Below are 20,682 nucleotides of genomic sequence, written 5' to 3'. Positions count from 1 at the left end.
GATTGCGGCGGCAGTTCATGATAGAAGTGGAAACGGAGTGGACAAGAATGACAAAAGAGCAGTTGCTCACGTGGGAAAAACCACGTGCAGTAATGAGGAACATCGCGCAGCAGGCAATTTTTTTCGCCTTGGGGCTGCTGTCGGCGCGCGCGGTAGTGTTTGACCGATGTGCCCCGTTCGGTATTGCGATGGCGGCGGCGTGCCCGTGGAAATGTGCGCCGGCTGCGGTGCTGGGGGCGGCACTGGGCTACATACTGCCGGGCACAGTTACGGTGCCGATGCATTGCTTGATGGCGCTGCTTGCCTGCTTCGGCATCCGCTGGGTACTGCAAAATGCGGCGGGGCGCTTTCTGCGCGCCAAGGCGGGCTTTGCCGCAGGAGCTGCAGGCGTGCCGCTGCTGTGCACCGGCATGATCGTGTACTTTGTAAATGGATACTCCGGTACAGCGGCCGCTTATGCGGTTGCGGAGGCACTGTTGGCAGGTGCGTGGGCGTACTTCTTTTCGCGCACCGTCGATCTTTTTGCTGAGCAGCAGCCGTTGGGGGATTACCTGCCGCAGGAGATGACCTGCGCCGCGTTTTCGGCGGGGGTTTTTTTGCTGGCACTTGCTGCGCTGCGGGTCGGACCGGTGACGGCAGGCGGAATTTTGGCGGTACTGATTATCCTGTACGCCAGCGAATACGGCGGCGTCGCGGGCGGCAGCGTTGCGGGTGTGGCTGCCGGCACTTGCTTTGCGTTTACCGGTGACGGACTTTCGGGGCTGGCGGGCGCTTACGGCGTCGGCGGGCTGATGGCGGGGCTGTTTGCACCGATGGGCCGCCTGCCGGCTGCCTGCGCGTTTATCCTGAGCAGCGCGGTGGCCAGTTTGCCTGCGGCGGTTACTTCGCAGCGTATGGACACGCTTTGGGAAGTGGCGGTGGCTTCTGTGGTGTATATACTAATGCCGGAGCGGCTGACCGCAAACCTGTTCCGGCGTGTTGCCGCACGACCGGGAGTTCGCGAAACGCCGCGTGCCCAGGATCTGCGCCGCACGGTGGTGACGCGGCTGGACCATGCCGCCTGTGCATTGGGGGAAGTTGCCAGCACTGTGGAGCAGGTCGGTGAAAAGTTGGACAAGTCCCAACAAAGCCGCCCACAGTCCGCTTTGCAGGAGCTGCACCGCACGCAGACCGCGCAGAACCGGCGATGCATGGTGCGGCAGTTCTCCGCGGTCAGCACTGTGCTGGAAGAAATGGCTTCGGAATTTGAACTGTTTGAACACAGTGATGAAACCAGCGCGGAGCTGGTTTCGGAGGTGCTGTATGAATTTGCCCTGCAGCCGCTGGACGTCAGCTGCCGGGTTGACCGTTTTGAGCGGATGACCATTGAAATTCTGGCGATGCGCGGTGAAGATGTGCGGGTCAATAAAGCAGAGCTGACACGGGAGATTTCCAAGGTGTGCGGGCGCACGTTTTCCCAGCCGAGCATCAGCCGCACGCAGACCTCCTGGCGGCTGGTGTTCTGCGAGCGGCCGCTGTACCGTGTGGTCATGGGCAGTGCACGCCACAACTGCTGCAATAACACCCTTTGCGGGGACAGCACGCGCTGCTTTGAGGACGGCACGGGGCGTTTTCTGGCAATTTTGAGTGATGGCATGGGCTCCGGCGGTCGTGCGGCGGTAGACGGCGTGATGGTTTCCGACCTGCTGGCACAGCTGATTCAGGCAGGCGTGGGGTTTGACAGTGCGCTGCAGATTGTAAACACGGCCATGGGGGTCAAGTCCGGGGACGAGTCCAGCGCAACGGTGGATTTGGTCAGTATCGATTTGTATACCGGCTTTACGGAATTCCGGAAAGCAGGCGCCGCCATGAGCTTTGTGCGCACGCAGGGGCAGGTTCATCCGGTGGATGCGCCGGGGGTTCCGGTCGGCATTCTGGAGCAGGTCACTTTCCACTGCCTGCAGGAAGAACTGGCGGCAGACGATTTGGTTGTTCTGGTCAGCGACGGCGCACTCTGCGAGGGGACTGCTTGGATGACGGCGCTGCTGGAAGGTTCCTGCGAAGCAAAAACGCCGCAGGAACTGGCGGAGGCGATTGTGGCCGGCGCGGTTGCGCGCCGCAGTGACGGGCACGATGATGACGTGACGGCCATCGTTTTGAAACTGCATGCTTACCGGCAGCAGGCAGAATGAAAGGCGGGAACCTTCCTTTTCTATATATAGGGTGCAAAGTTCGACAGCGGCTGCGGTTTGCGGCCGCTGCTTTTTCGCGGGCTGTCTGCCCGTTGCGTTTTCTGCCGCCGCGTGCTAAAATGAGGGAAACAAACCGGAAAGTTGGGGACGGCAGAGATGCAGCAGTTTATTTTGGGCGCGGTTTTACTGATTGCGGGAATCCTTTTGGACTTGATTTATAACCGTATGCGGCAGACAGATGCAAAGCCGGAGCAGATTTTGGATGTGCGGGAGGTTTCGGCACATCTGCGTGAGGGAAAGTCGGGTACTTTTACTGTGCGTGCGCCTCTGCAGACAGAGCAGCCGAGTGTGTCGGCACTGGACGGAAAGGCAGCGGCTTACTGGGAGGCACGCGTGCTTGCCCTGGAGGGAAACCGCCAGCGCGAAGTGTACAGCGGAAAAAGTGAAGGGCAGCCGTTTCTGCAGGATGCGCCGGGCGAAGAAAAATTGTGGGTAGATATTCCTTCGTTCGGGGACAGCGCGGAACTGCTGCCGTCCCATATGGACACGGCGCAGCCCGGTTCTGAGCTGTTCCGGACGGTGGAAAAGCTGGTTTCCTACCATCCGGGAAAAGCGTTTTGCGGGTACCGAGTGCTGGAGGGATGCATTCGCCCAGGGCAGCAGGTGCTGCTGAGCGGCACGGTGCGGCGGCATGACGGCAAGCTGCTTGCACAGGCCGGTGTGCACGGGCAGAGCCGGCTGACTTACCGTGAACCGGAAGCGGCATCCGGACAAGCACAGCTTTCCACGTCCGGAAAAGTGCTGCTTGCGGTTGGCGCGGCTGCCGTTGTGGCAGGCCTGCTGCTGGTAATTAGTGGACTGCTTTAAAAGATGCAAAGCGGGGGAAGCCCCGCCTTTTTTTATTTGGGGATAGGCAAACGGCGGAAAAACAGGTATAATACTGGTGTTAACAGAAATTGAAAAGAGGCCGAAGCATGAAAAAACCGATTCGTCTGGCGGCACTGCTGCTGTCGCTTTCCCTGCTCACCGGCTGTACGGCTTCTGCCGGCGATCTTTGGTCCTGGAAAATTGCAGATACACCCTCCTCTGCGGCGGCTGCCGTGACAGAGGCAAAAACGCAGAAACAGGCTGGCGCCTGCACACCGGTGGCGCAGCGCAGCGACTACAAAAGTCTGTCAAATGAAAAATGCCGCCATTTATATGATAAATTGCTGGACTGTGCGCAGAACATTACAGACAGTAAAACAGAAAACGGCTATCTGGTAAAAACCGCCAACCTGTTCACAGAAAAATTGTCGGATAACGAAACCCGGCGTACCGTGATGGCGTTCTTTAACGATAATCCTCAGATCTTTTGGCTTTCTAACCAATATACCTATTCATTTACCCTTACCGGCACCAGTGTGCAGCTTTACAGCCGTGTGCGTGCCGAAGAACGCACACGGCTGCAGAAAAAGCTTGACACCGTGGTCGGGCAGATCCTTTCCGGGGTCACTTCTGCGGATTCGGAACTGGAACGGGAGGACAAGCTGTTTGACGCACTGGCGGATCGCTGCACATATGATAGCGCCGCATCTGCGGACACCCAGCAGACAGACTGGCAGCCTTATACCGCTTATGGTGCCTTGGTAACGGGCAAAGCAGTGTGTGACGGCTATTCGCGCGCGATGCAACTGCTGTGCAGTCAGGCAGGTCTGCAGTGCAGGTTGGTAAACGGCAACTCAAAGGGCGCGGCGCATATCTGGAACTTGATTTCAATCGGCGGTGCCTGGTACCACTTTGACGGCACTTGGATGGACGGCGGCATTCGCACGTATGACTACTTTAATGTTACCGATGCGGTCATCAAGCGGGATCACACGCTCAGCCCGCAGAACGGTGATGTGGCAGACTGCAACTTTCCGCTGCCCGCCGCAGACTCTGAGCAGGCAAATTATTATCAGAAATGTGCGGTGCAGATACCGGCGCTGAATGCGGAGGTACGCGAGCAGATTGTGCAGGCGCTTGTGCACGCAGCACAGCAGCAGAAGCATTCCATGGCACTCCGCCTTTCTGACGACTTGGATTTCAACAAAACCGTTGGACAGCTTTTTAATGGCGTGCCCTATTTCTTTCAGGCCTGCGTGCAGGAGGCAAATGGACGTCTTTCGTCCGGAAAGGCACTTTCCTATACAGAAATGCAGTACAGCGCCGCGGCTTCGCAGAACGGTGTCAGTGTCCAGCTGGCGTATGCGCAAAGCTAATCTATATATAATAGAAGAAAGAAATTACCGGCTGTTCGGCGCCAACTTTCTGCTTTTGCAGCGAAAATGGCGTAAAATCGCGCACCACAGCGGTTGGTACGGGAGCAGAAGCCCAGTGCTTCTGCGGTTTTTGACGGATTTTCGCAGGAAAACAGAAAAAACCCGAAAAAAGATTAAAAAAGGTGTTGACAGGCGGGGAATGGCGTGGTATTATATATGAGTCGCCGCGAGAGAGACACAAAAAACTAAACAAGCTGCTGCAAAGCGGGGCGGGAAGTTGAAAGGTGTTTGTCGAGAATGACGGCAGCAGGACCTTGAAAATTAAACAACGATGACAGAATGAACGGACCCGAAAATTCCGAGAGGAATGGCGAGAAGCTGACTCGCGAAAAAACAGCAAAAGCGATACGCAAGCGTATCTATTGAGAGCTTTCAAAAGCTTTAAGATTGATTTGGGCATCGAAAGATGTTTAGATATCATATTTTAGAGAGTTTGATCCTGGCTCAGGACGAACGCTGGCGGCGTGCCTAACACATGCAAGTCGAACGAAGCTTAGGACTTCGGTTTTAAGCTTAGTGGCGGACGGGTGAGTAACGCGTGAGTAACCTGCCTTACAGAGGGGGATAACGTCTGGAAACGGACGCTAATACCGCATGACATTTCAGCACCACATGGTGCAGAAATCAAAGGAGCAATCCGCTGTAAGATGGACTCGCGTCCGATTAGCTAGATGGTGAGATAACAGCCCACCATGGCGACGATCGGTAGCCGGACTGAGAGGTTGAACGGCCACATTGGGACTGAGACACGGCCCAGACTCCTACGGGAGGCAGCAGTGGGGGATATTGCACAATGGAGGAAACTCTGATGCAGCAACGCCGCGTGAAGGAAGACGGTCTTCGGATTGTAAACTTTTGTACTTGGGGACGATAATGACGGTACCCAAGCAGCAAGCTCCGGCTAACTACGTGCCAGCAGCCGCGGTAATACGTAGGGAGCGAGCGTTGTCCGGATTTACTGGGTGTAAAGGGTGCGTAGGCGGCTTGGCAAGTCAGTTGTGAAAACTATGGGCTCAACCCATAGCCTGCAATTGAAACTGTTGAGCTTGAGTGAAGTAGAGGTAGGTGGAATTCCCGGTGTAGCGGTGAAATGCGTAGAGATCGGGAGGAACACCAGTGGCGAAGGCGACCTACTGGGCTTTAACTGACGCTGAGGCACGAAAGCATGGGTAGCAAACAGGATTAGATACCCTGGTAGTCCATGCCGTAAACGATGATTACTAGGTGTGGGGGGTCTGACCCCCTCCGTGCCGGAGTTAACACAATAAGTAATCCACCTGGGGAGTACGACCGCAAGGTTGAAACTCAAAGGAATTGACGGGGGCCCGCACAAGCAGTGGAGTATGTGGTTTAATTCGAAGCAACGCGAAGAACCTTACCAGGTCTTGACATCCAGCTAACGAAGCAGAGATGCATTAGGTGCCCTTCGGGGAAAGCTGAGACAGGTGGTGCATGGTTGTCGTCAGCTCGTGTCGTGAGATGTTGGGTTAAGTCCCGCAACGAGCGCAACCCTTACTGTTAGTTGCTACGCAAGAGCACTCTAGCAGGACTGCCGTTGACAAAACGGAGGAAGGTGGGGACGACGTCAAATCATCATGCCCCTTATGACCTGGGCTACACACGTACTACAATGGCCATTAACAAAGAGAAGCGAAACCGCGAGGTGGAGCAAACCTATAAAAATGGTCTCAGTTCGGATTGTAGGCTGAAACCCGCCTGCATGAAGTTGGAATTGCTAGTAATCGCGGATCATAATGCCGCGGTGAATACGTTCCCGGGCCTTGTACACACCGCCCGTCACACCATGGGAGCCGGTAATACCCGAAGTCAGTTGCCTAACCGCAAGGAGGGCGCTGCCGAAGGTAGGATTGGCGACTGGGGTGAAGTCGTAACAAGGTAGCCGTATCAGAAGGTGCGGCTGGATCACCTCCTTTCTATGGAGAGCTGAGCAGATGAAACAAGCTGCTCTAACATCCAAGGTTGGTCGGATCCGTCTGTTAATCGTTGTTTAATTTTGAGGGTCTTGAAAGAGACACTCAAAGGTGGATGGGAAACAGCCACCAGTATGGGGGTATAGCTCAGCTGGGAGAGCGCCTGCTTTGCAAGCAGGAGGTCAACGGTTCGATCCCGTTTATCTCCACCAGGGGCTTCTGGTGAGAACCGGAGCCGGGAAATGGGCTTATAGCTCAGCCGGTTAGAGCGCACGCCTGATAAGCGTGAGGTCGGTGGTTCGAGTCCACCTAAGCCCACCAGTGGGGAGACCCCCACGGGGAAACCCGAAAGGCAGCTGTACATTGAAAACTGAATAAAGAAAGATTGCGAAAACGATATCAAGTAAAGTTAAAAAAATTACTACAATTTTGCAATTTACGAGTTCATGTTGAAGAACGAACAATATGAAGCATGAGAACCAAAGAACACATGGTCAAGCTACAAAGAGCGCAAGGGGAATGCCTTGGCACTGGAAGCCGAAGAAGGACGCAACGAACTGCGATAAGCTATGGGGAGCCGTAAGTAGGCCGTGATCCATAGATTTCCGAATGGAGCAATCCGGCTGGAGTCATGTCCAGTCATCGTAAAGTGAATTCATAGCTTTGCGAGGGGAACCGCCTGAACTGAAACATCTAAGTAGGGCGAGGAAGAGACATCAAATGAGATTCTGCTAGTAGTGGCGAGCGAACGCGGAAGAGGCCAAACCGAGGGTAGCAATACTTTCGGGGTTCGGACAGCATTTAGCATGCAGAGCTTTAGTTGAACGGTCTGGGAAGGCCGGCCAAAGAATGTGAGAGCCACGTAAACGAAAAGGCGAAGCAGCGAGCTGTATCCAGAGTACCGCCGGACACGTGAAACCCGGTGGGAAGACGGGGGGACCACCCTCCAAGCCTAAATACTACCCAGTGACCGATAGAGAATAGTACTGTGAAGGAAAGGTGAAAAGCACCCCGGGAGGGGAGTGAAATAGAACCTGAAACCTTGTGCTTACAAGCACCGAGAGCCCGTCAAAGGGTGATCGGGTACCTTTTGTAGAATGGTCCGGCGAGTGAATGTAACTGGCAAGGTTAAGGACTTCAGGTCCGGAGCCGTAGCGAGAGCAAGTCTGAATAGGGCGCACAAAGTCAGTTGTATTCGACCCGAAACCGGGTGACCTACCCATGTCCAGGTTGAAGTGAGGGTAAAACCTCATGGAGGACCGAACCGACTCCCGTTGAAATGGTAGCGGATGAGGTGTGGGTAGCGGAGAAATTCCAATCGAACCCGGAGATAGCTGGTTCTCTCCGAAATAGCTTTAGGGCTAGCCTCGTACTCAAGAGATTACCGGAGGTAAAGCACTGAATGGTTAAGGGGCCGAGAGGCTACCAAGACCTATCAAACTCAGAATGCCGGATAATTGATGTACGGGAGTCAGACGGCGGGAGATAAGTTTCGTCGTCAAAAGGGAAACAGCCCAGACCCACAGCTAAGGTCCCCAAACACGGTTAAGTGGAAAAGGATGTGGGGTTGCACAGACAACCAGGATGTTGGCTCAGAAGCAGCCATACATTAAAAGAGTGCGTAATAGCTCACTGGTCGAGTGACCCTGCGCCGAAAATTTAACGGGGCTAAATCGTGTACCGAAGCTTGGGATCCGAAAGGATGGTAGGAGAGCGTTCTGTATGGGGTGAAATCAAAGCGGAAGCGTTGGTGGACTGTACAGAAGTGAGAATGCCGGAATAAGTAGCGCGAAATGTGTGAGAATCATATTGGCCGAAAGTCTAAGGATTTTGGAGGAAGGTTCGTCCGCTCCAAGTAAGCCGGGAGCTAAGGCGAGGCCGAAAGGCGTAGTCGATGCACATACGGTGGAAATTCCGTAGCCGCCAAAAGATTTAAGATAAGTGACACCTGCAAAGCGAATAACCCGGGCGATGGTTGCCCCGGGCGCAAGGGACCGAAATTAGAGTAGGGAAGTATTCGCAGCGCAGGGCGAGAAAAGCTTATTGTATATCTGAGGCGCCCGTACCGCAAACCGACACAGGTAGACAGGAAGAGAATTCTAAGGCCAACGGGAGAAGGGTAGTTAAGGAACTCGGCAAATTGGCCCCGTAACTTCGGAATAAGGGGCGCCTCCCTCAGGGGAGGCCGCAGTGAAAAGGCTCAGGCGACTGTTTATCAAAAACACAGGTTTCTGCCAAATCGAAAGATGACGTATAGGAGCTGACACCTGCCCGGTGCTGGAAGGTTAAGAGGAGATGTGCAAGCATTGAATTGAAGCCCCAGTAAACGGCGGCCGTAACTATAACGGTCCTAAGGTAGCGAAATTCCTTGTCGGGTAAGTTCCGACCCGCACGAATGGTGTAACGATCTGAGCACTGTCTCAATTACCCGCCCGGCGAAATTGTAGTACCGGTGAAGATGCCGGTTACCCGCGACAAGACGGAAAGACCCCATGGAGCTTTACTGCAGTTTAATATTGGGTTTCGATGGTTTATGTACAGGATAGGTGGGAGACATGGAAACATGCGCGCCAGCGTGTGTGGAGTCACCCTTGGGATACCACCCTTAAACCATTGGAATTCTAACCTGCGGCCGTGAAACCGGCCGGGGGACATTGTTAGACGGGCAGTTTGACTGGGGCGGTCGCCTCCTAAAAGGTAACGGAGGCGCTCAAAGGTTAGCTCGGCACGGACGGAAACCGTGCTTCTGAGTGTAAACGCAAAAGCTAGCCTAACTGCGAGGATGACAATCCGGGCAGTAACGAAAGTTGGAGTTAGTGATCCGGCGGTATGAGAGTGGAATTGCCGTCGCTCAACGGATAAAAGCTACCCTGGGGATAACAGGCTGATCTCCCCCAAGAGTCCACATCGACGGGGAGGTTTGGCACCTCGATGTCGGCTCATCACATCCTGGGGCTGTATTCGGTCCCAAGGGTTCGGCTGTTCGCCGATTAAAGTGGTACGCGAGCTGGGTTCAGAACGTCGTGAGACAGTTCGGTCCCTATCTGTCGTGGGCGCAGGATATTTGAGGAGAGCTGTCCTTAGTACGAGAGGACCGGGATGGACGCACCGCTGGCGCACCAGTTGTCATGCCAATGGCACAGCTGGGCAACTAAGTGCGGATCGGATAAACGCTGAAAGCATCTAAGCGTGAAGCCGACTCCAAGATAAGATATCCCATTGCGTAAGCAAGTAAGACCCCTTGAAGACTACAAGGTTGATAGGCTGCGTGTGTAAGCATGGTAACATGTTTAGCTTGGCAGTACTAATAGGTCGAGGGCTTGACCATAGTTCATGGTTCTGTCCATATCCAATTCGTAATCTTATTCTTTATTCAGTTTTCAGTGCACAGGCAATATGCGCCATTAGCTCAGTTGGTAGAGCACCTGACTCTTAATCAGGGTGTCCGGGGTTCGAGCCCCCGATGACGCACCAACGGCCCGTTGGTCAAGCGGTTAAGACAGCGGCCTCTCACGCCGTTAACGTGGGTTCGAATCCCGCACGGGTCACCATTAGAGAATACGAAAGAAAAGTTCATATAGCTGATTACTGCGAAAGCAGATCAATTAGATTGTTGGTGCTGATGACGGTGAGGGTCCACCTGTTCCCATTCCGAACACAGAAGTTAAGCTCACTCGTGCCGAAAATACTTGGCTGGTAACGGCCCGGGAAATTAGGTAGGTGCCAACTTTTATATTCCTCCTTAGCTCAGCTGGTAGAGCATGCGGCTGTTAACCGCAGGGTCGTTGGTTCGAGCCCAACAGGGGGAGCCAAACGGTTGCGTGCAGGAGGTTGTACGCGCAGAGAGCCACCGGAAAATCCGGTGGCTTTTTTGTTATATTTTTTTGCTGCAAGAACAGAAAAAATTCAAAAACTGTACATGATTGTCCGCTTCAGACAGTGTATAATATCTCCGTTCTAAAGAACTTTGCAAATACAGCAGCTAGGAGAAATGGAGATGGATGAGATTCGAATCGCAGCAGAAGACATTCAGTCTGAAGATGCACGGCTTCTGATTGATGAGTTGTCAATGGTTCTGCTGCAAATGACCGGCAGTGACGGCAGAAGTACATTTTGTTACACAGATATGGCGGATGCCCGCTCGGTTTTTGCCGTTGCCCGTGACGCGCAGGGGAATCCTCTGGGATGCGGCGCGCTGCGCAGATGGTCGGAGGATACAGCAGAAATCAAGCGGATGTATGCGCGCAAGAATGCCCAAGGGGTCGGCAGCAAGCTGATCGCTTTTTTGGAACAAAGTGCGCAGAACTTTCAGTTTGAGCGGGTTCAGTTGCAGACGCGCGTGGTAAACCAGAACGCTGTACGGTTTTATGAACGAAATGGTTATAGTCAAATTCCCAATTACGGAATTTATGAACATCTGTCCGAAGCAATTTGCTTTCAAAAAGAACTGAAATGAACATAAAAAATACCTCCGACTTTTTGAACTGCACCCTTTTAGTTAGACAGTATGATATACTGAAATAACTAAAGGGGTGTTTTTATATGCCAAAAGGAATACCAAACAAACGCTATACGCCGGAATTCAAGGTTATGGTAGTGGAAACGATGCGTAAGGAGAAGTTAAGCTACTGTGAAGCCGCGCGACAATTTGAAGTAAGTGATTCTAAACGAATAGCCTCATGGGAGCGTATCTATCTCACAGAAGGTCCTGAAGGTCTGGCTGTAGAACGACGGGGACGTGCCAGTGCCGCCAGCGGCACGCGAAAAGGCCGCATTTCTAAGCTGAATAAGCAAGTGGAAGAGGACTTAATTGCAGAGAATCAGCGTTTACGAGCGGAGAATGATTACTTAAAAAACTTGCAAGCCTTGGTTTTGGAAGACGAGCGAAAAGCGCGCAAAAAACGCTGGTAATTCGAGGACTGAGGCAAAGTTATTCACTGGACATTCTGCTGGAAGTCGCCCAGCTTGCGCGTTCGACCTATTACTACCATGAAAAACGGTTGACAAAAGCAGACAAATACAGCAACGCTAAAGAGACTATTACCGCAATCTACCATGAAAACAAAGGCCGCTACGGTTACCGGCGTATCACAGCAGAACTGCACAAACGCGGCTTTCCGCTGAACCACAAGACCGTGCAGCGATTGATGAAGCAACTAGGTCTTGTCTGCCGAGTCCGTATGAAAAAGTACCGCTCTTACAAGGGCGAAGTGGGTAGAATCGCACCAAACTTGTTGGAACGGAACTTCGAGGCTGAAAAACCGAACCAGAAATGGGTGACCGATGTGACGGAATTCAGTCTGTTCGGTCAGAAGCTTTATCTTTCGCCAATTCTTGATTTGTGCAGCAGAGATATTGTCAGCTATACCATCTCCGACAGACCTGTGCTCTCCATGGTGACCCAGATGTTGGACAAGGCTTTCGTAAGAATTCCGGACAAAACCAATCTCATTCTGCATTCTGACCAGGGCTGGCAATATCAGCACAAACAATACCAACGAATGCTCAAAGAAAAAGGGATTCGACAGAGCATGAGCCGCAAAGGCAATTGTTTGGATAACGCTGTGATAGAAAATTTCTTTGGCTTACTAAAAACAGAATTGCTGTATTTACAGGAATTCGAGTCCATGGAGCACTTCAAGGCCGAACTTATTGACTATCTCGATTACTACAACAACCGCCGTTCTAAGGCAAAGCTAAAGGGCTTGCCGCCTGCGATTCACAGACTACAAGCCCTTTCGGTTGCTTAATAAAATTATTTGTCTAACTTTTTTGGGTCATTTCATTTCGGAGAGCGGCATTTTAATTGGTGCATTTACCCTTGATAATTTGGCTGACTCATTCGGCCGGGAGCAGGGGTGCTGCGGTCGTTATCTGCAGGCAGGCTGTATGTTGTTTGCCCGCCACGCCGTAAGCGATTGCTTGCAGACGAACGCAAGGTGGTGCTGCTGTCATCAGCTTCATCGATATCCGCAGAAATATCGCTCAGGTGGTTTAAACCGGTGCTGCGAATGATTTCCGCGTAATCCAGAGATGTGACGTCCATGTCAACACTACCGCTAATGCCGCCGACAGAACCAGAGCTTGTGTACTGCCACATTGGCGCGTATGCTGTATTGAGTGCATCGCTGACGGTTCCGTCTGCCTGGACAGAGGAGCAAAAATGGGCGTACCACAAATCGTAAGTACCGAGCTGCTCCATGTCAAAATAATTCTTTATGTAGTCGGAGTTTGCATAGTTCATGGCGTAATACTGATTTTCTTCAATGGTGCTGCAGAATGCTTTTGCCATGCTGGTGGCGAGAGCCTTGTCAATTTTCACATGAGCGGCTTTCTGCGCATAGCGCACGGTGTCATACTCTAAATCATAGCAAACCGGATATTCCACGGTGTGCCCTTGCAGTGCGTTTAAGCAGTCCTGCGCTTCTTCCGCTGCTTCTGTTGCATTGGTAGCATAGCTGAACCAATACACGCCGACCGGAATGCCCAGCCGGTTGCATTCAGTAATATTGCGTTCAAAATAAGCGTCGAGATTGTTGCTGCCGTAGCCGGCGCGGAGCATGACAAAATCCACACCGGACTTTTTCACGGTCTCCCAGTCAATATTCTTCTGCCACTCCGAAACATCAATCCCCTTTTTGTAGGATAGGCTGCTGCTTTCTGAAGAAACCGTTGGCGTAAAGCGGTAGGGACTGCTGACGGGCAATGCAGCAGCAGTGTTGGTGGTCTTAATGGCGTTTGCGGCGAAGACCGAGTAGGAAACGCCGTCAACGACAACGTAAATACCGCTGCCGCCGGCTTTTTGGGCGGTGATTTTGTAAAGGTAAACCTTGTTGCCGTCTTTGTCGGTCGTTCCGGGCGGTGCATACGTGGAGAAAACAGAGCCGGTTCCGCATTGGAATGTTGCGTTGGAGTGAGAATTTTTCAGCGTGATTTTAAAGGTGTAGGACTGGCCGATTTTCAGCGTCATGGGTTGGTTGGTATCGCTGACAAACGGATTGGAAGTGGGCTGGTCAATAATCTGTGCCTGAAAGATTCGGTTTTTGTCCAGATACAGACCACAGGTTTGTCCAACTTTGCCCGTTCCGGTGATGGTGTAGCGCGTCGTTTTACTGGAACGGTTGTAGGACCAGGTGGTGCCAGTCACGGCGCAGGAACTGTTTCCAGAGGTAAAATTGACGGGCTTGCTGCTGGTAACATCAAAGAAAACAGTATGACCCTTTACCAAGTTGATCAGGTAGGAACCCTTGCTGAGTTCCTGCTCGGTCAGCGGATGACCGGAAACCGTGACACCGGTTATGGAAGTGGGATGGGCGTAGGTGGCTGCATATGCGCAGGGCGTGAAGGCAAACAGCATTCCCACTGTCAGCACAGCAGCCGTCAGGCTTTTTAGCGTTTTGTTCATGTTTGAACCTGCCTCTTTTTGTTCTCTGGATTTTGCCGGAAAATGCCTTGCTTTTCGACAAGAATTTACATAATAAATGATAACAAAATTGTAACGGCGATGCAACCCCTGCGGCAAAGATTTTAGGGTGCAAACCGGCATTTTTTCTGCAAAGTTTGTGAAATCCCATATGGAAAAGTTGAAGCGGTTCCATTGCTTTTCAGACGTGCAGAAGATATAATGAGACCATGCTCGGAAAGAAAGCAAATTCGTTATGTTTAGGAGAATGCAGATGATTGGGATTATTGGGGCAATGGAAGTCGAAGTGGAACAACTGCTGGAGCATATGCAGCAGACGGGGAGCAAAACGATGAGCGGCATTTGCTTTCATGAAGGCATCATGGCTGGGGTGGAGTGTGTTGTGGCGCAGTGCGGAATCGGCAAAGTGGCTGCTGCGGTTTGCACGCAGACGATGATTTTCCTGTACCAGCCACAGGCAGTGCTTTTTGAAGGGGTTGCCGGCGGAATCGGCAAAGATGTGCACATTGGCGACTTGGTGGTTGCCACCAGTTTGGTACAGCACGATATGGATACTTCGGCGCTGGGTGACCCAGTCGGGTATATCAGCGCACTCAAGGAGATTTTTCTGCCGGTTCCGGAAAAAACCGTGAACCTGCTGGCAGACTGTGCCGAAGCGGTTTATCAAGGCCATGTGTGTAAAGGAGTCATCGCAACCGGTGACCAATTTATTGCGGATAACGCAAAAATGCATCAGCTGGCAGAGGACTTTGGCGCCGTTGCGTGTGAGATGGAGGGCGGCTCCATGGCGCAGGTTTGCTGTATGGCAGGTGTGAACTATGCGGTGCTCCGCTCGATTTCAGACAATGGCGATGACGGCGCAGCGGTGGACTTTCCCACTTTTGCCGAGGAATCTGCCCACAAAAACACAGCACTGCTTTTGGCAGCCTTACCGAAACTTGCAAAGCAAATGGAGAATGTGTAATGGAACTGATTGATATTACTAAGGAACTGTTCAGTACGCCGGCGTACCCCGGCGACCCGACAGCCAGCCTGCACTTTGTGCAGCGAATCGAGAACGGCGATGCCTGCAACCTGAGCGTCCTAAATGCGGGCAATCACAACGGCACGCATATGGACGCGCCGCTGCATTTTGTGGAAAATGGCGCCGACATCAGCCAGATGGATCTCAGCCGCTGCTGCGGTCCCTGTGTGGTGGTGCAGGCGCAGGGGGTGTTGGATATGCAGCAGATGGAGCAGCTGCTGCAAGATACGGAAATGCCGGAGCGCCTTTTGCTGGCCGGTGAGGTCTGGCTTTCACGCGAGGCAGCAGTGGCGGCAGCCATGGCGGGAGTCCGGCTGATTGGCACACAGCAGGCGAGCATTGCGCCGGCGGATGACCCGGCAGGTGCGCATTGTGCATTACTTTCTGCAGAAGTGGCAGTTTTAGAAAATTTGGCGCTGGACCGGGTGCAGCCGGGCGCTTATTTTCTGACTGCGTTTCCCCTGAAGAATCGAGGGGCAGAGGCTGCCATGGTTCGCGCGGTTCTTATTAACGGCAGTTGGTAAAGAAAGGGCAGGTACGTTCCCCCCATGGGAGCGCACCTGCCTTTTCTTTTCGGTAAGCAGCTTTCAGTAATTTCGTACAAGCGCCACAACGCGCCCTAAAATGGTCACTTCTTTTGCGTAAATCGGGGAAAATTCCGGATTTTCCGGCTGCAAGCGGATGCGATCCGGTTCGCGGAAAATCCGCTTAACCGTAGCTTCACCGTCAATCATGGCAACGACGATTTCGCCGTCTTCGGCGGTCGGCGTCTGCTTCACGATGACAATATCACGATTCAGAATGCCGATATCGCGCATACTCTCTCCACGGACGTTCAGAGCAAAGTATGTGGCATCCGAAGTGCGGCGCGGCGGAAGGTAGGGGATGTAACCCTCAATTTCCTCGGTGGCAAGGATTGGCTGCCCTGCGGCAACACGCCCAAGGAGTGGAACCTGCAGGGGGATGGCGTCGTCATCCCCGGTGATGTGAATGGCGCGGTTCAGACCGGCATCCCGCGTAATGTACCCTTTGCGCTCCAGTGTTTTTAGGTGTGCGTGCACACTGGAGGTTGACTTTAGCCCGGTTGCAGCGCAGATTTCCCGCACAGTGGGTGGCAAACCGGTCCGCGAGCGGCTTTTCAGGTAGTCATATACCTTTTGCTGACTGGCTGTTAACATATGTGGATTCCTCCTGTGCCGAGAGGCAGGCCCTGCCGGCGGCAGAGGCGGTGCTCCTCTTCTTTTGTGAGAATCATGAGTGGATTTGTCACTAGTATAACACAAAAAAAGAGAAATCGCAAACGTTTGTTTGCAACTGCCATTCTTCATAAAATATTCACACAATATTAACAACTTTTGAGCGATAGTGCTTTATAATATCCTTGTAATCAAGTTCAGCGGAGCCGCACCGTTCACTTGATGTATGTTCTACCCTCCTCAATATACCCCTCAAGCTATTGAAAAAAACCGGGTGCCGCAGCCCGGCTTTTTTCTGCGCTTGGGCGCAAAAGTTCCCTGCAGGCAAGCCCAACGGGCTGTTGCAGGGGCTTTTTTGTGTAGCTTTGAAACTGGAAATGACTGCTCACGAAGTACGCAAATATTTGCTAGAAAAGGTGTATATTTTCCTGCCCTGCGTCCATACTGTGGTTGGAGGTGAACAGGAATTGAACAATGAGGATTATCGGCAGGATGAGGAACAGAAAGAGGAAAACCCGACTGAGTATACGCCCCAAAGAAAACCCGCCGAACAGAAACCAAGCCCCGGAAAAAAAGGGTTTTACATTGCCCTGGCGGTTTGTCTGGTCGCGGTGGCTGTAGCGGGTTGGACAACCTATGACAGCGTGCACCAGTATAAAAAAGCATCCGTAGCCATACCGACGGTTGTTTCAGAAGCGGAAACCGTGGTTTCCGAGGAACCGGCTGCGGCCAGCACTGAAACCGCGTCTTCCCCGGCGGGAAAGGACGAATCCAAACCGCAGAGTAAGGCGACGCAAGCCGCGACCAAAAGCCAGAAAAAGGCGGTAGAAGCCGCGGCGGTGGTCACGAAATTGGAAATGCCCGTCAAGGATGCGGCGGTGCAGCAGGCATTCAGTGAAACACCGCTGTACTCCAAGACGATGAAGGATTGGCGTGCCCACACGGGTGTGGACCTGCGTGCGGACAAAGGCACTGCTGTCATAGCTGCTGCGGATGGCACGGTGCAGTCCATTTCGACAGTGGACGGTATGGGCTGCACCGTACAGATGACGCATACCGGCGGCTTAACCACTTGGTACTGCGGCATTGGGAATGTAGCGGTCAAAAAGGGCGATGTGCTTAAAGCCGGGCAGAAGCTTGGTGTTGTGGACACGGTGCCGAGCGAAGCGGCAGGCGCGTCACATCTGCATTTTGCTGTCCAGAAAAACGGAACCTTTGTCGACCCGGCGCCGTTTTTGCAGCAAAGAGCCAAGTGACCGTGAAAACAGCCTATAAGTGAAAAAATATCACAAGATAAATTTATCTTGTGATATTTTTTTATGCAATTTATAAAAATCGGCGTTGCTTTTTCATGCCGCATCTGGTATAATAAAGTCGAAGGAGGTAGCAAAATAGACAAATAAGAAAAGGCGAAAGTTCGATTGATTGTTCATAAAATATACACTTTTTATTTCTTTTGGCTTCGCAATTCCCTTTTATAATGGGATTGTTGATTGCAAAAAGGTCCTGTGCGTTTTGCGCACGGAAGAAAGGAGTCCTGATTTTGAACAGCAAAAACGCAGTGCTTGTGTGTGTGACTGGCCAGCATGATTGTGACCGCCTGATTCATGCAGGGAGCAGCATTGCCCGCCAGCGCGGTGTGCAGCTGCAGGTGCTGTGCGTTCAGCCCACAAGCAAGGGAGTCAACGGAGACTGTGAAGAATTGGAGTATCTGCGTCAGACTTCCAATGAAGCCGATGCGGAAATGACCATATATTTTAACGATGAGGCCGCTTGCACAGCGGCGGCTTTTGCCCAGCAGGTTCATGCGGTACATATTGTGACCGGCATGGCAGAAGAGCCGGTGAATGGTTTTATTGATGTACTGCACAGCCTGCTGCCGAAAATTCCGATTTCCATGGTAGCGAAGGACCGAAAGATTTATAATATCTGTCCGGAGGACGAAAGCTGTATACCAAGACTTGCCTATTCGATTTAAGTGAAAAGCAGGGTTCGGTGAGAGAAAAGCCTTTCACCGGACCCTGCTTTTCACTTTTTCAGCAAATGCAGCCTTTCGTATTTTTCCTTGGTCGCCTGTCCGCCGCGGATGTGCCGCTGGGCTTTGTTGACCGCCAACACGTGCTGTACCTGCCGGTACAGCTGGCGGTCAATCTGCTTGAGGCGCTGTGTAACGTCCTTATGTACGGTACTTTTAGAGACACCAAATTTTTTGGCGGCCGCGCGGACGGTCGCTTTTTGCTCCACAATGTAAACACCGAGCTCAACGGCTCGCTCTTCCACGATGCCTTTCATAAACGCACCCTCCCGCATTTCGTTATTGGATTCTATGCGAGATTTTCGCGGTTTATGAGAAAGATGAGGTGTTTACACTTGTGTTTTGGAAAGGAACTTGTCCCAGGAAGCAAGGTGGCAGATTCGCTTTAGCTTGGACGAGCGTTTGCAGGCTGGGCGGCGTGCGCCCGGTTTCTATATAGGCAACCGCAGAGCGGTCAAGATGAAGATAATCCGCAAGTTGCTGTTGTGGCAGGTCATGTTCTAAGCGCACATAGCGCAAGTGTTTGCCGAGTGGTTGATTCGTTCGGATTCCATCTCCATTTCATTCCGATATTGAAGAGGATCTTTTGTAATTGTACTATTATAGTGCAATTACAGCATTCATCGCGGGTAAAATCAATATAGAATTGTGCGAAATAAGTGCAGGCAGGTATTGAAATGAACGGTGAAGAGAACAAACGAATTGGACAGCATTTGGGGGAACTGCGACGACAGCGAGGATTGACACAAGAACAGCTTTGTGCGAAATTGCAGGTGGCTGGGTGTGACCTGACGCGAAGTGCACTTGCAAAAATTGAAGTGGGACAGCGTTCTATCTATCCAGACGAATTGAAGGCATTGAAGGTTGTCCTGCAAGTTTCTTATGAAAAAATCCTTGAGGGAAATACAAAGAGCGTATAGGCAGCGGCCTGTACGCTCTTTGTGGTATTGGTAAGATTTTTACGAAGCCTGCTGCGAATTCAATAATTCAGCAGACTTGTCCGCATATTTTTGAATGGCCTGTTTGAATTTCGGGGTGTTTGCTTCAATTAGAATTGGCAGTATGTAAGAAATCATTTCATCAACAGAATTTGGATTATGAAAATGGAACTTAAGTTTCCCTTTGGATTGCGGCACGATAATCGCCTTCCTCCCATCAGAATTCCTTCAACTTATATGAGGGAGATGGTGGATTCAGAACAGGAATCCGATGTCGCTCCTAAAGACGACAAAAGGAAACAAAATAAAAAGCAGAATGAGGCTGCTTCAAAATTTTGGTTTTGTGGTGGTCCCCTGTACTTGTTGAAAAGACGTTTTTAAAGACGATTTTGTTGAAAACTTGCTTTGCGCGGACGATTGTGAGCATGACAAAGCAGAGGCTGTGCTCTCCTGCACCGTCTCTCGGCTTTCGCTTTTCTGTTTGTTGGGGAACTACTCTTTTTGAAGACAAAACAAATGCGTTTTCAGGCGTCCCGCGTTGCATTTTGCCCACAGCTTGTTCAGGTTGTACCCCAGACACAAGAGGTAAAGTTCGGTGGAAATGTTTGTCCGGCCCCGGGTGAGGAAGCGTTTGAATTTGCGGTTGCTTTTCAATACCCCAAAAGCGCCTTCCACCTGAATGGAGCGGTTGACCCGGAGCATAATTCCTCTTTCACCTGTAATATTTTGCTTTGAACGGTCGCTGAGCCGCAGCAAATCCAATTTAACCGATAATTTCTTTGCAGCGCCATTCTTTGCCTTGCAGCAAGCTTCACGGCATGGGCAGCCCGTACAACTCTCACACCGGTAATATGCTGACGTCAGGAAATGTCCCTGCCGGTTCCGCTGCGTGCTTTCACGGCAGAAAACAAGCTTCCTCCCGGCTGCGCAGAAATAACAGTCCTGCTGTTCGTCATAGCTCATATTTTCCCGGCGGCCAATTTGCTGCTTGAACTTTTTGGTCTTCCGGGTCTCGTAATTGATGGGCTTAATGAAGCTGGTTTGCCAAATATCCTCCAAATACAGGTAGTTATCCAAACTCTCGTAGCCCGCATCCGCCACAATATCCCGGTATTGTTTCCCGTGTTGTTGTTCCAGCCGGCGTAGGAAGGGACGCAAAGTCCCACTGTCCGTTCGGTTCGGGAAAGCGGCGACGCCGGCAATGTATTCGCTGTTCACGGCAATCTGCACATTGTAGCCAGGTTTGAGCTGCCCGTTGCGCAGTGATCTTCCTTCATGTGCATAAACGTGGCGTCCGGGTCTGTTTTGGAGTAACTGTTGCGGCTATTTCCCATCGTGAACAACTTCTTTTCATAATCCTCCCACTTTTCCAGCAGAGTGTGAAGCCTCTCATATGCTCGCTGCTCAGGAGGCTTACGACGACCGGTCCCATGTACAAACACGATTCCGGCCTTTTCGCAGGCCATCTTTTCAGATCCGACCAACGCCCGAAGCTTTTTCAGCGTCACGTTGCCGGAAATTTCATGTTGTTCAAATTCCTGCCGGACAGCTTCCTGCACCTTGGCCAGGTGCTTTTCCGTGGTCTTCCGCCACACGAATGTGTAACGGTTCGCCTTGCTTTCCAGCTTGGTGCCGTCAATGAAGACCTCCTCATGCTCCAT

General features: G+C 52.0%; 18 protein-coding genes, 5 tRNA genes and 3 rRNA genes. 19 read left to right on the top strand and 7 right to left on the bottom strand.

Going from position 1 to position 20,682, the window contains the following annotated elements; genetic code table 11:
* Window positions 1-47 precede the first annotated feature (47 nt).
* The 14 genes from PXC00_RS11345 to PXC00_RS11280 all read left to right on the top strand — a co-directional run bounded on the left by PXC00_RS11345 (window position 48) and on the right by PXC00_RS11280 (window position 12,155).
* The gene (locus PXC00_RS11345; RefSeq protein WP_316934974.1) at window positions 48-2,171 is read left to right on the top strand and encodes a SpoIIE family protein phosphatase; all 2,124 of its coding nucleotides are present in this window, start codon (window positions 48-50) and stop codon (window positions 2,169-2,171) included.
* A 156-nt stretch (window positions 2,172-2,327) separates the two neighbouring features.
* Window positions 2,328-3,038, top strand: coding sequence for a hypothetical protein (locus tag PXC00_RS11340; RefSeq protein WP_275846802.1), 711 nt, complete (start codon window positions 2,328-2,330; stop codon window positions 3,036-3,038).
* 107 nt (window positions 3,039-3,145) lie between these two features.
* Window positions 3,146-4,414, top strand: a complete 1,269-nt coding sequence (locus tag PXC00_RS11335) for a transglutaminase domain-containing protein (RefSeq protein WP_275846804.1) — start codon at window positions 3,146-3,148, stop codon at window positions 4,412-4,414.
* A 481-nt stretch (window positions 4,415-4,895) separates the two neighbouring features.
* Window positions 4,896-6,408: ribosomal RNA gene (locus tag PXC00_RS11330) — 16S ribosomal RNA — on the top strand.
* Window positions 6,409-6,541: 133 nt separating this feature from the next.
* A tRNA-Ala gene (locus tag PXC00_RS11325) sits at window positions 6,542-6,617 on the top strand.
* Between the two features lie 32 nt (window positions 6,618-6,649).
* A tRNA-Ile gene (locus PXC00_RS11320) sits at window positions 6,650-6,726 on the top strand.
* A 171-nt stretch (window positions 6,727-6,897) separates the two neighbouring features.
* Window positions 6,898-9,733: ribosomal RNA gene (locus PXC00_RS11315) — 23S ribosomal RNA — on the top strand.
* Window positions 9,734-9,803: 70 nt separating this feature from the next.
* Window positions 9,804-9,879, top strand: a tRNA-Lys gene (locus tag PXC00_RS11310).
* A gap of 2 nt (window positions 9,880-9,881) precedes the next feature.
* Window positions 9,882-9,956, top strand: a tRNA-Glu gene (locus PXC00_RS11305).
* A gap of 61 nt (window positions 9,957-10,017) precedes the next feature.
* Window positions 10,018-10,134, top strand: a 5S ribosomal RNA gene (gene rrf, locus PXC00_RS11300).
* Together the 16S, 23S and 5S rRNA genes with 5 tRNA genes alongside form the textbook arrangement of a ribosomal RNA operon.
* A gap of 7 nt (window positions 10,135-10,141) precedes the next feature.
* Window positions 10,142-10,217, top strand: a tRNA-Asn gene (locus PXC00_RS11295).
* 185 nt (window positions 10,218-10,402) lie between these two features.
* Window positions 10,403-10,861: a GNAT family N-acetyltransferase gene (locus tag PXC00_RS11290; RefSeq protein ID WP_275847144.1), complete on the top strand. Its 459-nt coding sequence runs from the start codon at window positions 10,403-10,405 to the stop codon at window positions 10,859-10,861.
* A gap of 86 nt (window positions 10,862-10,947) precedes the next feature.
* Window positions 10,948-11,316 carry a helix-turn-helix domain-containing protein gene (locus PXC00_RS11285; protein WP_316934972.1) on the top strand — a complete coding sequence of 123 codons (369 nt, stop codon included), beginning with the start codon at window positions 10,948-10,950 and terminating at the stop codon, window positions 11,314-11,316.
* Window positions 11,310-12,155 (top strand): IS3 family transposase, encoded by an 846-nt coding sequence (locus tag PXC00_RS11280; RefSeq protein ID WP_316935218.1) that lies wholly within the window; start codon window positions 11,310-11,312, stop codon window positions 12,153-12,155. The genes PXC00_RS11285 and PXC00_RS11280 overlap by 7 nt, the downstream gene beginning before the upstream one ends.
* A 65-nt stretch (window positions 12,156-12,220) precedes the next feature.
* On the opposite strand, the gene PXC00_RS11275 is transcribed toward PXC00_RS11280, so the two are convergent.
* Window positions 12,221-13,810 (bottom strand): glycoside hydrolase family 25 protein, encoded by a 1,590-nt coding sequence (locus PXC00_RS11275; protein ID WP_316934971.1) that lies wholly within the window; start codon window positions 13,808-13,810, stop codon window positions 12,221-12,223.
* A 271-nt stretch (window positions 13,811-14,081) separates the two neighbouring features.
* Here PXC00_RS11275 and PXC00_RS11270 point away from each other — a divergent pair, with 271 nt between their 5' ends.
* A complete protein-coding gene (locus PXC00_RS11270) occupies window positions 14,082-14,792 on the top strand; it encodes a 5'-methylthioadenosine/adenosylhomocysteine nucleosidase (protein ID WP_275847036.1) in 711 nt (236 codons plus the stop codon).
* Window positions 14,792-15,376: a cyclase family protein gene (locus tag PXC00_RS11265; RefSeq protein WP_316934970.1), complete on the top strand. Its 585-nt coding sequence runs from the start codon at window positions 14,792-14,794 to the stop codon at window positions 15,374-15,376. The genes PXC00_RS11270 and PXC00_RS11265 overlap by 1 nt, the downstream gene beginning before the upstream one ends.
* A 63-nt stretch (window positions 15,377-15,439) precedes the next feature.
* Here the strand turns inward: PXC00_RS11265 and lexA are convergent, their stop codons facing one another.
* Entirely contained in the window at window positions 15,440-16,030 is a 591-nt protein-coding gene (lexA, locus tag PXC00_RS11260) for a transcriptional repressor LexA (protein ID WP_275847032.1), read from the bottom strand.
* Between the two features lie 485 nt (window positions 16,031-16,515).
* On the opposite strand from lexA, the gene PXC00_RS11255 reads away from it, so the two are divergent.
* Together PXC00_RS11255 and PXC00_RS11250 are read left to right on the top strand one after the other, a co-directional pair.
* Window positions 16,516-17,304: a M23 family metallopeptidase gene (locus tag PXC00_RS11255; RefSeq protein WP_316934969.1), complete on the top strand. Its 789-nt coding sequence runs from the start codon at window positions 16,516-16,518 to the stop codon at window positions 17,302-17,304.
* Between the two features lie 287 nt (window positions 17,305-17,591).
* Window positions 17,592-18,026 carry a hypothetical protein gene (locus PXC00_RS11250; RefSeq protein WP_275847028.1) on the top strand — a complete coding sequence of 145 codons (435 nt, stop codon included), beginning with the start codon at window positions 17,592-17,594 and terminating at the stop codon, window positions 18,024-18,026.
* Between the two features lie 50 nt (window positions 18,027-18,076).
* Here PXC00_RS11250 and spoIIID read toward each other — a convergent pair whose 3' ends face one another.
* Together spoIIID and PXC00_RS14170 are read right to left on the bottom strand one after the other, a co-directional pair.
* Window positions 18,077-18,340 (bottom strand): sporulation transcriptional regulator SpoIIID, encoded by a 264-nt coding sequence (gene spoIIID, locus PXC00_RS11245; protein WP_275847026.1) that lies wholly within the window; start codon window positions 18,338-18,340, stop codon window positions 18,077-18,079.
* A gap of 52 nt (window positions 18,341-18,392) precedes the next feature.
* Window positions 18,393-18,602 (bottom strand): helix-turn-helix domain-containing protein, encoded by a 210-nt coding sequence (locus tag PXC00_RS14170; RefSeq protein WP_407654272.1) that lies wholly within the window; start codon window positions 18,600-18,602, stop codon window positions 18,393-18,395.
* Window positions 18,603-18,760: 158 nt separating this feature from the next.
* Between PXC00_RS14170 and PXC00_RS11240 the strand changes: the two genes are divergently transcribed.
* Window positions 18,761-19,003 (top strand): helix-turn-helix domain-containing protein, encoded by a 243-nt coding sequence (locus PXC00_RS11240; protein ID WP_275847024.1) that lies wholly within the window; start codon window positions 18,761-18,763, stop codon window positions 19,001-19,003.
* Between the two features lie 39 nt (window positions 19,004-19,042).
* Here PXC00_RS11240 and PXC00_RS11235 read toward each other — a convergent pair whose 3' ends face one another.
* The 3 genes from PXC00_RS11235 to PXC00_RS11225 form a co-directional block, all read right to left on the bottom strand.
* Window positions 19,043-19,219, bottom strand: coding sequence for a hypothetical protein (locus tag PXC00_RS11235; RefSeq protein WP_275847022.1), 177 nt, complete (start codon window positions 19,217-19,219; stop codon window positions 19,043-19,045).
* A 294-nt stretch (window positions 19,220-19,513) separates the two neighbouring features.
* Window positions 19,514-20,239, bottom strand: a complete 726-nt coding sequence (locus PXC00_RS11230) for a transposase (protein WP_275847040.1) — start codon at window positions 20,237-20,239, stop codon at window positions 19,514-19,516.
* Window positions 20,236-20,682, bottom strand: a complete 447-nt coding sequence (locus PXC00_RS11225; protein WP_275847020.1) for a hypothetical protein — start codon at window positions 20,680-20,682, stop codon at window positions 20,236-20,238. The genes PXC00_RS11230 and PXC00_RS11225 overlap by 4 nt, the downstream gene beginning before the upstream one ends.

Source organism: Caproicibacterium argilliputei (genome assembly GCF_029211325.2).
Classification (GTDB): domain Bacteria; phylum Bacillota; class Clostridia; order Oscillospirales; family Acutalibacteraceae; genus Caproicibacterium; species Caproicibacterium argilliputei.
Note: the sequence above shows the minus strand (reverse complement) of the source record. Positions and strands in the feature narration are given on the sequence as shown.